7 protein-coding genes are annotated in these 15287 nt (G+C 38.2%); 6 read left to right on the forward strand and 1 reads right to left on the reverse strand.

Annotation, left to right across the window (positions count from 1 at the left end; genetic code table 11):
* Positions 1–337 precede the first annotated feature (337 nt).
* Positions 338–1525 (reverse strand): C1 family peptidase, encoded by a 1188-nt coding sequence (locus FBD94_RS13285; protein WP_131611321.1) that lies wholly within the window; start codon positions 1523–1525, stop codon positions 338–340.
* Between the two features lie 347 nt (positions 1526–1872).
* Here FBD94_RS13285 and hepC point away from each other — a divergent pair, with 347 nt between their 5' ends.
* The 6 genes from hepC to FBD94_RS13315 all read left to right on the forward strand — a co-directional run bounded on the left by hepC (position 1873) and on the right by FBD94_RS13315 (position 15041).
* Complete coding sequence (gene hepC / locus FBD94_RS13290) at positions 1873–3939, forward strand: heparin-sulfate lyase HepC (RefSeq protein ID WP_136880528.1); 2067 nt, start codon at positions 1873–1875, stop codon at positions 3937–3939.
* A gap of 19 nt (positions 3940–3958) precedes the next feature.
* Positions 3959–6088, forward strand: coding sequence for a surface glycan-binding family protein (locus FBD94_RS13295; RefSeq protein ID WP_131611325.1), 2130 nt, complete (start codon positions 3959–3961; stop codon positions 6086–6088).
* Positions 6089–6106: 18 nt separating this feature from the next.
* A complete protein-coding gene (locus tag FBD94_RS13300) occupies positions 6107–9241 on the forward strand; it encodes a SusC/RagA family TonB-linked outer membrane protein (RefSeq protein WP_136880529.1) in 3135 nt (1044 codons plus the stop codon).
* A gap of 17 nt (positions 9242–9258) precedes the next feature.
* On the forward strand, positions 9259–10944 hold the full coding sequence (locus FBD94_RS13305; RefSeq protein WP_136880530.1) for a RagB/SusD family nutrient uptake outer membrane protein: 1686 nt from the start codon (positions 9259–9261) through the stop codon (positions 10942–10944).
* A gap of 254 nt (positions 10945–11198) precedes the next feature.
* The gene (gene trhO / locus FBD94_RS13310; RefSeq protein WP_136880531.1) at positions 11199–12146 is read left to right on the forward strand and encodes an oxygen-dependent tRNA uridine(34) hydroxylase TrhO; all 948 of its coding nucleotides are present in this window, start codon (positions 11199–11201) and stop codon (positions 12144–12146) included.
* 6 nt (positions 12147–12152) lie between these two features.
* Complete coding sequence (locus FBD94_RS13315; protein ID WP_136880532.1) at positions 12153–15041, forward strand: ligand-binding sensor domain-containing protein; 2889 nt, start codon at positions 12153–12155, stop codon at positions 15039–15041.
* Positions 15042–15287: the final 246 nt, after the last annotated feature.

Raw genomic sequence — 15287 nt, forward strand, 5'->3', positions numbered from 1 at the left:
GACGTGCGACTTCCTATGGAATACAGAATATGGAAATGCAGGGGGCTATGGCAATTTTTACCGTAAATTTAAAAAGAATCCTAAAACTGATCTAATATTCAATAAATCTGAGTTAAATCCAGTCAATTGCAACCAAAATGCTTATTTATCCTTCGAAAAAGACAGGTATATATTGATCAGAAAATCAGTATAACGAAATCTCAACTTTGTTCAATAAAAAAAACGATCAAGTAAAAAACATGTTCTACTTGATCGTTCCTTAAGCTGGCTCATAAATGAGGAACTTTTTCAGTGCCCTCTCGCATGACACATCCCCTTTTTAACTTTAAACTACCTCTTATTTAATCGCCATTTTTTTGCGTAAATCAGATGGAATTCCATTCTTGTTTAACAAGAAAGCAGTTGTTTTGTATTGTACAAAGCTTTTAGTTACATATAAATATCCTTTGTAATCGTTAGTTGCACCCCATGAGTTTTTAACGATGTAATACTCTTTACCTGACTGATCTTTAGCGATACCAGTGATCTGCATACCGTGATCATCAGTAGTTTCATAATCATCAAAAGCAGCCTGACGTAATTCTACAGAAATTTCTTTCTCTGGTTTTGGACCGTTAAACATGGCTTTTTTCTCGTCAGCGCTCATGCTTTCGAAATCTTTTGCAGGCACATAAGCCACACCATTTTTCCAACTAAAGCCTTTTTCACTTACATCTGTAGCCCAAGCAACAGTAAATCCTTTTTTCAAAGCGTTGTCAATAATAGTAGTGATGTCATTCATTGGCACATTATAAACCTGATCAAATGACCAGTTATCAGGCACCATTAATACCGATTTTTCATAATAAGGGCTGGTAGTGAATGAAGAAAGTTCTACATAATCAGCTGCATTTATACCAACAACCTCTTTAGCAAAAGTTTTAGGAGTATACTCTTTTCCTTCGTAAGTAAATTTCTCAGGAACAGCACCCATACAAGAATCGATAGTTGCGATGTATTTTGCTTTCCAACTTGGATCAAATTTACCGGCAACAGCTTTCTTTAAAATTGCTTCTGTAAGCTTGTTCATTCTGTCTGAAGAACCTGGGCTTCCATAATCATTACCACTATAAGCTTCCTGAGGTAAAGCACCATACTTAGCAAGCATGTTGGTTACATCATGACAAGCACCGCCATCACCTAAAGTTAAAGCACCATGCATACGTACATAGTTGATCCCTTTTTCGATGTAAGCATTCCGTGCAGTAAATAAATCAGCTAAATCAACTGGTTTTTTACCCATGCGGATCATTTCTGATTCAAGGAATGAGTTGGTGCTATAGCTCCAGCAAGTACCTGATGATTTTTGGTTCTTTACTGAAGTAGCTTCAGCGTTTACTACTGGAGTAAAAGTAAAACTGTTTGCACTATTAGCGCTTTGGTTATTTTTTAGTGAATTAACAAGATTGTCTTGTGCAAAACCAACGGTAGTACCAAGCAAAAGCCCAGCTGACAACCACAATGGTTTCATTGAAAATTTAGTCATTTTATGTTTAAAAGTTAGTTAGTATACGTTCTAATTGATTACAAACGCAAACTTAGTAATTATCCCACACAAATTAAGTGGTATACAGCATGGCTGCACTTAATTTGTTACAAAGGTAGCTTTCCCCTTCGCATTAGGACATCTTGTTTTAACTATTGATGAGCCCTTAAAGCCCCAACCCTAACCAATATTTAAACCATTTTAACCAATACCTAAACGATATTAATCAAAATTGGAATGCCGAAAAATATTTATAGACAATCTTTGATAAGAAATTAGATCGCAGGGAAACAGCAACTTAAACCACTCTGCAAAAGGGGAATAAAAAAACTAACCAAATTATAAACATGAAGTATTTCATTTTCATTTTCATGACTGCTGTACTCTTTTCTTGTACTAAAGAGTCCATTAGAAAAAATGCTGTTAATTCGGGAAATACTGAAACCACGAAATCAAACAACGTTATTAACCCCAAGATTTTTGACCTCATCAATCTAAATTATCCCGGGTTAGAAAAAGCTAAAACGCTATATGAAGCCAACAAACAATATGAAGCAGCTAAAGCTATCCTTGAATATTACAGGCTACGCACAAATGTTGTTAACCCCAGCATATCGTTAATTAATGTAACCGCTTCGGATGATGACAAACTTAAGGCCGATTTTGCATTAGAAAACCGATTTTTCGTAAACAACTATTATGAAGATGCTGTTAAAAAGATGCCACATTCGCTGATGAGCAGCGGCGCCATAAATTGGTTATTTCAGCCAGTCGGAGCTGATAACGAATATCAAAAGCAATTACACAGACATCAGTGGTTTGTTCCGCAAGCGAAAGTTTACCGAACCACTCAAAACGAGAAATATATCCAATCATGGATTAACGTATATAAGGACTGGTTAGTGAAAAACCCTATGCCCGAAACAGGTACCAATACAACCACCTGGTGGCAACTTCAGGTTGCCGAGCGTGTGATGGGCCAAACTCAACTATTTGAGTACTACAAAAACTCTACAAGCTTTACCCCAGAATGGTTCTCTGAATTTATGGTTCGTTTTGCCGAACATTCTGATTTTCTGGTAAAATATCCTTATCCAGATGGCAACATTCTTATATCTCAAGGTAGCGCACTTGCTTTTGCAGGTGTATTATTTCCAGAGTTCAAAAAAGCTTCTGAATGGATGAATACCGGCTATAGCATATTAGATACCGAAGTTAAAACGCAGTTTTTGGACGATGGTATGCACTTTGAGCTAGATTTTAGTTACCATATCAGCGCTATAGGTGATTTCTACGAAGTGATGAAACTAGCGGATGCCAATAAATCTATTGTGGGAAATGTAGCCTCAAATTTTAAGGTCTATTTACGCAAGGCAGCGCAAGTAGTGATGAATTTCACCTACCCCAACTACTTCAGCAATGCGGCTTCAAATAGTCAGTGTGTCCCAGGTTTTAATGATACCAGACAAAGCTCATGGTCAAGATCTGTACTCAATAAGAATTTCATAAAGTACAATGAAATGTTCCCAGATGACAATGAGTTTCTTTACATGGCCACTTATGGAAAAAAAGGAACAGGACCTACCAGTACGCCTAAAGCATTCACCATTTCTGGAACTTATATCTTGCGTAATGGTTGGGACAGACAATCTACGATGTTAATCCTCAGCAACAATTACTCAAATGATGCCATGCAAATATGGAGTCATAAACAACCAGATAATTGTACCTTTGAACTTTATCATAAAGGACGTAATTTTTTCCCGGATGCGGGAGTATACGCCTATACAAGTGATGGAAGTAACAGTGAGAGGGAGTGGTACCGCCAAACTAGGGTACACAATACAATGACATTAGATTATAAGAATATCACAAATGCTAAAGGAAAATCCTTAGCAGTAGTCTCAAACGGCCAAGCCGATATAGTAGCGACAGAAAACCAAGGCTATCCCTATCTTAAACACCGTCGATATGTATTTTTTGTCAACAAAACATTTTTTGTATTAGTAGATGAAGGGATAGGCGCTGCAAGTGGAACGGTAAACCTTAACTTCAATCTATGCGAAGGAGAGAATGAAGTTGTTGTAACCACGGATAAAAACGGTGCTCATACCAATTTCGCAGACGGCAATAACATGATCATGAGAACGTTTGGAAGCGAAAACCTGACTACCCTTCCATTCTCCGGAAAGGTTTCCTACGCTCCAGGTATTGAATTTAATCGTAAAGCCTATACTGTTAACATGACAAAAACTGCCGGGCAAACTGCTCGCTACATTACCGTATTGTATCCTCGTGCCCAAGCTAGTACAGCGCTAATCAATGCCACATTTACACAGCCTTTTCAAGAAACTGGTGTTGCTTTAGACGTTAACATCGACGGAAAAACATATAATCTTAATTGTAATCTTTAAACTCATATATCAATATATTATGAAGCCAATAAATACTCAATTCAAATTAAAACGATACCTCTCATGGATATTTGCACTGCTACTCATTACAGCGGGATGCAAAAAGGAAGAAGTAATTGATAGTACGACTTTCACCATACATTATACTGGTATGACTGACATAGGACCATCCATGACAGGAGTTATTGCCTCTCCATCCTATATTGGTGCTCAACCAAATTCTTTTGAAATTGTGAGTATCACATTAGATGGCACCGCTTATTCAGGCAATAGCTTTGAAATCAATAAGGATAATGGAAGTGTCAGTATAAAGGAAACAGCCGGTATACCTGTTGGACTATACAAACTTACAATCAGCTGCCAATCTAATGGCAAAAGATATGAGTTTAAAGATGCTATCGCAATCAATATGATGAAACCTGTCCCAGATGGCATTTCAGTAGCACCAAACAAACTGACAGTTAATTATGCAGATATTATAGATCCACAGAGCACTGTAGAGTTGCCTACAGCTCAGGTAACCACAGATAAAAATCACGTTTCTATCAAAAAGTATGAAATAGCAAAAAGTGATTTTTCTAAATACTTTACCATATCCTCTACTGGAGTTATATCTATTTTAAGAGGTGATGCTAATTTATTGCCAGGAAAATATGTGCTTTCCCTTAAGCTAACAACTGGTGCATCGGGACAAGATGAAGGAATATTTCAAGATGCGATAGAAATAAACGTTATTTCTAAGCCTTTGGGACTAACCTACACCCCTTCTTCTGGAAAGATAGAAGAAGAATCTGCCTTAAGCGGTAAAACCACTTTCACAAGTGCTGTTCCTGCACTTAAAGGTTCATTAGACGGATTGGTATACGCTATCAAAAGTGTAAGCCCAGCTACAAATAAAATAACGATTAATGCACAAACTGGAGTTATTTCGGTTGCAGAAAATCACGGACTTACTGCCGGACAACAGTATAAAGTTACTGTAAATGCAAAAAATGTTTACGACCAGGTTGGTGTAGATTTTAATGATGTTTTTGTACTGGATGTTGTTGGCTTCATACAGGCTATAGAGTCATTTACTTATCCAAATAAGAATGCGATACAGGCAGTTGCTTTTGCTGTAACTCCCAATGCAGGTTTCAAAGGAGATGAAGTTCGTTTTGAATTTGTAGAGTTACCTCCTGCATTACAAGGTAAAGTTACTTTAGATGCACAAGGAAAGGTTAGTGCTGTTAAGGGCAACACGATTGCCTTGGGAACCTATACAATCAAAGTAAAAGCTACAAACCCGAAAAATGAGTCTACAACTTCATTTACGCTAACAGTTGGCGCAAATCCAAATTACTTCAGTTATGTGAGATATGGAAATAATCTTGGTTTAACACCTGCAGCAAACTATGCAAACCAATACCGTATAAATGCAAGCAATCCTATTGCCGGCATAAAGCCCACGCCAACAACAGATGCAAATCCTAGCGTAACCTTGACCTATGAGATAAAACCTGTTCATCCGGTAACATTACCAACAGGAACATCAATAGACCCAGGTACGGGACAAATAACATTCGCCGGTATTACTGGGATACAATCTGGTGTTTTCATGGTAACTGCTACAGCAGGGAAAGGAACACCTGAAGAATATGCTATCCAAACTCCAGTTTTTATCCAAAATTCAAATGCATTCGTTGAATATTCACCTTTCGTTTTCCAGGTAAATCCAAATTCTGGAGGTCGCTCTACGACACCTCAAGTTACAGGAGATAAGAGCAAGTTCACACTAGATTATAGAAGAACTTTCAATTACTATAATTTCTTTGGGACTCAAATAAGTGGTATACCGGCCATAGGGAACCCAACCACATTTATGACTAGTCTTTATGACAAATATGCAGAGAGCAAGAACGCAAGCCCAAATTATGGTGCAAGAGCTCCACTCGCCTATTGGGATAACAAGACTACCCTTACCCTGCCACTGGCTTATGTAGATCCAATTACTTTTGAGTTAGTTGTTAATCCGAATAAATGGACTCACAATGGAGAAGCCGCCAATGGCGCAATGGTTGGCCAAATGACCTATAAAACTGATGGAACTGACCCAGGCACTGGAACGGCGATACTCCCAATTATTTTATGGTTTGATACGAAATTTTAAAAAGAACAGATAAACATAATGATAAAGATAAGTGTAAATAAGGGGATCATCATGGCCATAGTGGCATTATTGTGGTCTGTAAATGTGTCTGCACAGAAGCTTACCTTAAAAGGAAAAGTGTTAGACGAAACAAATGCTCCTTTATTAGGAGCAACCATATCCATAGTAGGAAAACCAAATAAGGCAATAACTAATGGAGAGGGTACTTTTTCAATAGCTGCTCAAAAAGGGGAGACCTTATTGGTTAGATATGTAGGTTACAAAGAACAGTCCCTTCGAATCGGCGACCAGCTCAATGTGGTTATAAGATTAAAACCAGAAAGTGCATTATTGGACGAGCTTGTTGTAGTAGGTTATAGTACTGTAAAACGTGGAGACCTTACCGGATCCGTTGCTACTGTTAAAGGTAAAGATGTAGAAGGTTTTAAGTCAAGTTCAGTCTTAGGCGCTTTAGGTGGTCAGGTAGCTGGGGTACAAATTACCTCACTTGATGGAGAGCCAGGTGCTGGATTTAATGTCAACATTCGTGGAATTGGAACTTTAACAGGCAACTCCTCTCCTCTTTACATTGTAGATGGGTTTGAAGTAAACAACCTTGATTTTCTACCAAATACAGATATAGAATCTATCGAGGTGCTGAAAGATGCATCTGCTTCTGCTATATATGGAGCCAGAGCAGCAAACGGAGTAGTTTTGGTAACCACCAAATCTGGAAAAGTAGGGAAACCAGTGTTAAATTATAGTAATGCCAGTACTTATCGTACCATCAATAAGACATTGGATTTACTTAGCCCATATGAGTTTGTAAAACTACAGGGAGATGTAAACAGTGCCTATACCGGTACTTATTATAAACCAGGCAATGATGAGAATGGCATACCTTACAAATACCAGTCGGCCGAGGATTATATCGGTGTACAAGGTGTCAATTGGCAAGATGAAACATTTAGACCCACCTGGTCCAATGATCAGAATTTTTCAGTAAGTGGTGGTATCGAAACAACTAAGTACAATTTCTCACTAAACAGGTATAATGAAAACGGTATATTCAACAATAGTGATTTTGGCAGAACAGCAGCCAAGATGAGAATAAGCCAAAAATTAACCAGTAACATCACTGTAGATGCTACGATCAACTATGGTAAAACCAATAGAGCTGGAGTTGGAACCACGGCAGACAACGGACGATTTAATATGCTGGGACAGATTTTTAGTGCCAGGCCTACCGGAGGATTGAAAGTAGACAATGAAACACTTTTGTCAGCGGCTATCGACCCAGAAATGTTGGAAGATGGTACAAGTTTGGCTCAGGTAAATCCTATCGTACAAACTGAATCTGTGATCAATAAAAGAGCAGAAGAGTTATGGTCATCCAATTTATCGGTGAATTGGGAAATTTTGAAAGGATTGACTTTCCGCTCGGCAGGAACCTTTAATACAAATAACTCACGTTACGACCTATTTTATAAAAATGGTTCAAAAGAGGCTTTTCGTAATGGACAAAAATCTTATGGGCAAACCCAAATGGGTAAAAATGTTCGCTGGACTAACTATAACAACCTAACCTGGAAAAAGAAAATTGACAATAAAAACTCATACGATGTAATGGTTGGGCAAGAGTTGTCTTTCAATAGTTCGGAGTTCCTGTTAGGCGAGTCAATGGATTTCCCATTCGATAATCTGGGCAATGACAACTTAGGCGTTGGCGCTACCCCAAGCCGTGTAAATACAGGCTATTCGGATAAAAAACTTTTGTCCTTTTTCGCCAGGGCCAATTATAATTTTGACAATAAGTATTTGTTAACTGCGACCATCAGGGCCGATGGATCAACTGTATTTTCTGAGAAAAACAAATGGGGATACTTCCCATCCTTTTCTGCAGCATGGCGTATTTCACAGGAAGATTTCATGAAAAGTATCCCTGCTATATCTGATCTTAAACTTCGTTTAGGCTGGGGTGTAGTTGGTAACGATAGGATCTCAAATTTCCTTTCATTGGATCTTTACGAAACGAGTAAATATGGCATTGGCAGCACTACACGTACAGTATTGTTACCAAAACAGCTCAAAAACACAAATCTGAAATGGGAAGGATCATCTACCATTAATATGGGAATTGATTGGGGATTCTTAAAAAATCGCGTGACTATGGTAACGGATTTCTTTATCAAGGATACCAAAGATCTTTTGTTAGCCCAATCTCTTGCAGAGCTAACAGGCTTTTCGTCTCAATATCAAAATATCGGAAAAATCAGAAACAAAGGTTTTGAATTGGGTATAGCTGGCAAACCGATTTTACAGAAAAATTTCTCTTGGGAGACGAATTTTAACATTTCCTTCATCAAGAATGAATTGGTTGCACTGCAATCTGGTGCGAATGCGATGTACACACGCTCTGGTTTTGATAGTAATTTTACAGAAAATGATTACGCAGCTATTGTGGGTCAATCTTTAGGTCTTATATATGGCTACAAGTTCGATGGCATCTATCAGTACAGCGATTTCAATACTACACCCGATGGAAGCCTGATCTTAAAAGATGGAATTACTAATAACAAACGTCTTACCAACGTAGCTCCGGGAATGGTGAAATATGAAGATCAGGATGGAGATGGCATCATCACTACTAAGGACCGTACGGTAATAGGTCATGCTATTCCGAAATTTTATGGCGGGGTTAACAACACATTCAATTTTAAAAATATTGATCTGGGTGTGATGGTACAATTCAACTATGGCAATGACATCTACAATGCGACTCGTTTATATGCTACACAATCTCGTTCTGGACGTAGAAATATGCTGGCAGAGGTTGCGGATAGATGGACACCTACACATGCTTCTAACAAAGTCCCATCTACTAATGGATATATTACCAACGATGTTTATTCACGCTTTGTCGAGGATGGTTCTTTTATAAGATTGAAAAGTGTTTCATTAGGCTATACATTACCTACTGCATGGTCTAAAAAAGCTTACATGTCGCGAGCAAGAGTATATACCTCGGCACAAAATCTACTCACCTTCTCAGGATACAGTGGTTATGATCCAGAAGTGAGCACATCTGGAAACAACCCAATGACACCTGGATTGGACTGGGGAGGTTATCCTAGAAGTAAGGTGTTTACATTCGGATTAGAAGTTCAGTTTTAATCAAAAACAAAGAAGACATGAAAACAAAAATATATTATATACTAGCTGCACTTGTGTTAATGATGAACACATCGTGTAAGGATTATTTGACTGAAGAGTCAAAGACAGATATTGACAAAAGTAAGTATATGACCAATGCGGCGGAAGCTGAAAATGTACTATTGGGTGTTTATCGTAATATGGTAACCGATGATATGTATGGTTTCAATCTATCTATCCTGTTTACTATGGGTACAGATATTGCTCAGGTAGAAGGTAGCACCAACGAAAATTTCCGTATTATCCCTACCAATTCATTTACAGCCAATCAGTCAGAAATACAGAAGAGCTATGCTAAATTGTATAATTCTGTTTACAATGCCAATGATTTCATCGAAGGCCTTGAGCAGAAAATGGTAAATTATTCGAATGCGGATAAACAATTGGCGACAATTTACCTAGCTGAAGCGAGAGGTTTGCGTGCATTATATTACTTTGAGTTGTTACGCCATTATGGACATATCGCTTTAATCACCAATACAGCAATGTCTAATCAAGCACCGTCTACATTTGTGCAGGAAGATCCAGCAAAAGTTTATCAGTTTATAGAGCAGGATTTACAATATGCCGTGGAAAATCTTCCTTACGCTGTAGATGATACGTTCAGAGGCAACAAAAGCTTCCGCCTTTCAAAAGGTTCGGCTTTAGGTTTATTAACTAAAGTATATGCAACATGGGCCGGAAATCCTGTTAAAGATGTTTCTAAATGGGAAATGGCTGCAAAAACTGCACAGATATTAATCCAGTCAAACAAACATGGTTTACTTGAAAATTACGAACAGCTTTGGAAAAACGCTGGTGCTGGTACCTGGAATCCAACAGAAAGTTTAATTGAAGTTTCTTTCTATTCTCCAACGGCAACTCTTGGGTCTGATCCAATAGGTCGTATTGGTAAATGGAACGGTGTTAAAGCTACGAGTACCTCAGAGCGAGGAAGCAATGCGGGTAATGTGAAAGTTGTACATACTTTTGTATTGGATTGGCGTAACTATCCCGAGGACTTAAGAAGAGATATTTCTGTAGCTAACTATCAATATAATCCGTCTAAAACACTATGGGCAAAGGCTGCTAGTGAAACCGAACAGGTAGGCTTAGCCAATGATGCAGACCCGACTAAAAAGCAGAAAGAAAAACAAAACTATACGCCAGGCAAATGGGATACTGAAAAATATGTTCCTCAAAGCAATAAGCTGATCAATAATGATAGATCTAACGTCAATTGGTATGTTTTACGTTATGCAGATGTACTATTGATATATGCAGAAGCATTGAACGAATGGAAACAGGGGCCAACCACTGATGCTTATACTGCCGTTAATATGGTAAGGAGACGTGGTTATGGCTTACCTGTGACTACAACCAGCACTTTAGCCGATGTAACGCCAGGTTTGGATGTGCAAGGTTTTCGTGATGCTGTTCACAAAGAACGTGCTTTTGAATTGGCTTTTGAAGGTGACAGAAAGCTAGACTTAATACGTTGGGGCGTTTACTACGAAACGGTTAAGAGTACTTCTTTAAAACTAGGAACATGGTGGATCACTGCAGGTTCTCCTAATTATGCAGTTGCAACACCGGGTTACACCACAAAAGACAAACACGATCTATTTCCAATTCCTCAACGGGAAATGGATTTAACGAAGTTTAAACAAAACTTTGGTTGGTAATATATATATGATGATGAAAAAAAGCGGTTAGGAGATTTCCTAATCGCTTTTTTTTTGGCAAGCGTGTCTGGCCCCTTACTATTCAGGCCCTACAATTTACACCCTGCTTGAAACAAAAAATACCTTCTCCGACAAGGCCTCAGGCGCTTTAAGCTCCCCTTCAGGAGCCTTAAAGATGCCAGACTTGTAGGAGAACGGTTTTTTTTGCATTTTTGCAATGCATTAAACGCCATTTGCACCGGTATCAATGAATTATGAATAAATTCCAGACATTACTTTACTATTGCTATAGTCACATAGCAAACGCAGAACAATTTGCGGACGACCACCTTAAATTTTGTAAATCAATTGGTCTTGTTGGCCGAATCATTGTAGCCGATGAAGGTTTAAACGGTACCGTTTCAGGAACAAAAGAAGCTTGTGAAGCCTATATGGCCGCTATCAACGCCGATGAACGTTTTGCAAAAACTGAATTTAAAATCGACGATGTGGAAGAACCTTCTTTCATTAAAATGCATTGCCGATATAAATCAGAAATTGTTCACTCCGGCTTAAGGGACCCGAACATCATCGATCCGAATAAGCAGACCGGGAAACACCTGGAGCCTGTAGAATTTCAGAAGATGATTGATCAGGAAGATGTAATCATCCTTGATGTGCGTTCAAATTACGAGCATAACCTTGGCCGATTTAAAAACGCCATCACCCTCGACATCGAAAACTTCAGGGATTTCCCAGAAAAGATAAATGAGCTTGCTCAATACAAAGACAAAAAAGTACTAACCTATTGCACTGGTGGCATCAAATGCGAAAAAGCATCTGCCTTACTATTGCACCATGGATTTAGTGATGTATACCAACTTCATGGCGGGATCATTAAATACGGAAAAGAAGCCGGTGGCGAAGACTTTGAAGGCAAATGCTATGTATTTGATAGCCGCATCGCTGTTGATGTAAACTCTGTAAACCCAACTGTAGTATCAACATGCTATAATTGTGGCAAGATAACGCCTAAAATGATCAATTGTGCCAATCCAGAGTGCAATGAGCATGTTACGCAATGCGATGAATGCGGAGATGAACTACAAGGCTGTTGTTCGGTACCCTGCACCACCAACCCGCGCAAGCGTAAATACGATGGAACAGGATATTATGTAAAAGTACCACAACCGGTAAACGTATCCGCCAAACAACTATCTTAGCGCTTCATGAAACGAAGTTGCCTAAAATACTTTTTACTTTATCTTGTTATATTCCTTCCACTTTATGTGGCAGCAGATAATGTAAAAAGTATTGGGGTTCCTTATGTCCAAAATTATCCCAAATCTGTCTACTTATCGGGTAACCAAAATTGGTCTATCGCAAAAGACAAACAGGGTATTATGTATTTTGGAAATGCACAAGGCCTGCTCAGTTACGATGGTAAATACTGGCAACAATACAAAATGCCAAACCAGCAAATTGTACGGTCGGTAGCAACAGGTAACGATGGTGTAATTTATGTGGGTAGTTTTGGTGAGTTTGGCTATTGGAAGGTAGTTGATAAGCGTTTAAAATACTTTTCGCTGATCAACCTTATCCCTAAGCAACATAAGATGACCGATGAGATTTGGAAGATCTATGTTGATGGTAAAAGAGTCATCTTCCAATCGTTCACTACTATATACATATATGAGCATAAAAAGATAAGTGTAATTAAAAGCACTGGTTCTTTTTTGTTTTTGCACAAAGTTGATCAGCGTTTCATTGTCGAAGAGCTCGGCAAAGGGCTGTTTGAATTAAAAGACTACAAATTAGCTCCTTTAAATAATATAGGTCAGCCTTTACCGGAAAGTATATTATCTATACTCCCATACAAAAATGGCCAACTATTGATAGGAACCAGTAAAGCCGGTCTTTTTTTATATGATGGTCAGCGATACACTCCTTTCAAAACCCCAGCCAATACTTTCTTACAAACCTACCAGCTCAACAATGGAGTTCAAGTATTCGGCAAATATTACGCCTATGGTACCATTTTAAATGGCCTTATCATTATTGATCAGGATGGTAATATTGTGCAACAGATAAATAAATCCAGTGGCCTTCAAAACAACACGGTATTAAGCATTTATGCAGATAATGAGCAGAATTTATGGACCGGACTGGATAATGGGATCGACAGGATAGAGCTCAATTCTCCCCTTTATTTCTATTTTGATAAAACGGGTATGTTCGGCACAGTTTATTCCAGCCTGATTTACAATAACAAAATATACCTTGGCACCAATCAGGGCCTATTTTCAAGTCCATGGGTAGATGGAAAGGGACAACATTTTAAACCCTTTAATTTTAAGCTTATTCCTCATTCGCAGGGGCAAGTATGGGATTTAAGCTTAATTGATGGACAATTGTTATGTGGCCATAATGATGGCACCTTCAGCGTAAATGACAACACTATAGAAAAGGTATCCAGTATAAGTGGAGGCTGGACAATAAAAAAACTAAATGATGATTACCTGATTCAGGGCACATATACAGGCCTTGTCCTTTATAAAAAAGACGCTGGGCGATGGAAGTACTTCTATAAAATTGAAAACTTCAAAGAACCGTCCAGATATATAGAACAGGATTCCAAAGGAGACATTTGGGTAAGTCATGCTTATAGAGGTCTCTATAAACTTACGCTTAGTCCTGATTTTAAAAAAGTAATCAACGTTAAATATTACGATGAGCGTAACGGACTCCCAAGTAGTTACAATGTTAATCTGTTTACGCTGGAGAACAAGCTACTTTATTCTTCTGATAAAGGATTTTTAACTTTTGACGAGATCAGCAATCGCTTTACCCCCTACGAGATTCTGAATAAGTTTATTGGTTCCTTTGCAAATTCCAATAAGGTCATTAATGCTGGCAACAAAAAGTATTGGTTCATTAACCACGGCAAAATGGCACTCGTCAATTTTGCACAACCTGGTAAGATTGATATAGACTCCAACCGCTTTAGTGTACTGGATGGACGAATGGTTCAGTATTACGAGAATATCAGCAAAATCAGTGACCAGATTTATCTGATCAGTGTGGATGATGGTTTTGTCATATACAATGCAAATGAACCGAAAACCAACAAAAAGATCAGTCTACCATCGGTACTGATCAGAAAGATAGAAGATATTACAGACACCTACGCTACTATAAGTGAAGTAGGCAACACCGAATCTGCAATAGAAATACCTTTCGGTCGAAATAACATACGGGTCTCTTATACCCTACCCTATTATAGACAGGCCAAAATCAAATTCCAATATTTCCTCGAAGGTTATTCTAAACAATGGTCAGATTGGAGTACTGCTTCCCAAAAAGATTTCACCAACTTAGAAGGTGGGAATTATAAGTTTCTAGTTCGTGCGAAAATAGACGATCAGACCCTTAGTGAAACGACCGCTTTTGAGTTTACCGTGCTCCCTCCCTTTTATGCCAGCAAGTGGGCATTTGGTTTTTACCTGATTTTGCTGATTATCTTGTTATATATCGGCAAGAAATTATACGAGAAAAAATTACTTAGAGATCAACTGGCAATTACAGCAAAAATTCAAGCTGAAAAAGAAATATTCCTAAAGAAAGAAGCAGAAACCACTGAAAAACAAATCGTCAAACTACAGACAGAAAAACTGCATGCTGAACTTGCCGGAAAAAGTAGGGAATTAGCAAATTCTGCCATGAGCCTGGTTTACAAAAATGAACTACTCAAAAAGATCAGCGAAGAAATTATAAAGCTTAAAGATGAGCACGGAAAAAAACTTTCAGAGGATCAGTTACGCAGAATTCAGAAAGTAATTGATGAGGGCATGAATGATGATCGGGACTGGAATTTATTTGAAAATAGTTTTAATGAAGCGCATGAAAGTTTCTTCAAAAAACTTAAAGCCAACCACCCAGATCTGGTGCCTAATGACCTAAAACTTTGCGCCTATTTACATATGAACATGAGTAGCAAAGAACTCGCCTCCTTGTTAAACATTACCCTTCGAGGAGTAGAGATTAGAAGGTATAGGCTAAGAAAAAAGCTGAATGTACCACACGATAAAAACCTTGTAGAGTTCCTTATGGAGTTATAAGCACTACTACATTACCTCTCATAACTCAAAAAAACACACTAAAATCAAACCTTTTAATTCTGCCGTTGTAGTATATAGCTCAATGGGGTTTAATCTACAAAAACGTGGTTTTTGGAGTCAAAAGCAATGATTCTCACCCCCTGTGAGATAGTCCTTTTTCAATAAATGATGTATTAATGTTGAGGTTGTAAAACTTGTTATAACCAATAATCTAATGGAGTTTTAACCATCAAATATTAACCAAAA

It is taken from the genome of Pedobacter hiemivivus (assembly GCF_005144565.1).
Lineage (GTDB): Bacteria > Bacteroidota > Bacteroidia > Sphingobacteriales > Sphingobacteriaceae > Pedobacter > Pedobacter hiemivivus.

Bases quoted from the DNA above. Each gene is read 5' to 3' on its own strand.
- FBD94_RS13285 (WP_131611321.1), bottom strand. From the start codon at position 1,525: ATGACTAAATTTTCAATGAAACCATTGTGGTTGTCAGCTGGGCTTTTG.
- hepC (WP_136880528.1), top strand. From the start codon at position 1,873: ATGAAGTATTTCATTTTCATTTTCATGACTGCTGTACTCTTTTCTTGT.
- FBD94_RS13295 (WP_131611325.1), top strand. From the start codon at position 3,959: ATGAAGCCAATAAATACTCAATTCAAATTAAAACGATACCTCTCATGG.
- FBD94_RS13300 (WP_136880529.1), top strand. From the start codon at position 6,107: ATGATAAAGATAAGTGTAAATAAGGGGATCATCATGGCCATAGTGGCA.
- FBD94_RS13305 (WP_136880530.1), top strand. From the start codon at position 9,259: ATGAAAACAAAAATATATTATATACTAGCTGCACTTGTGTTAATGATG.
- trhO (WP_136880531.1), top strand. From the start codon at position 11,199: ATGAATAAATTCCAGACATTACTTTACTATTGCTATAGTCACATAGCA.
- FBD94_RS13315 (WP_136880532.1), top strand. From the start codon at position 12,153: ATGAAACGAAGTTGCCTAAAATACTTTTTACTTTATCTTGTTATATTC.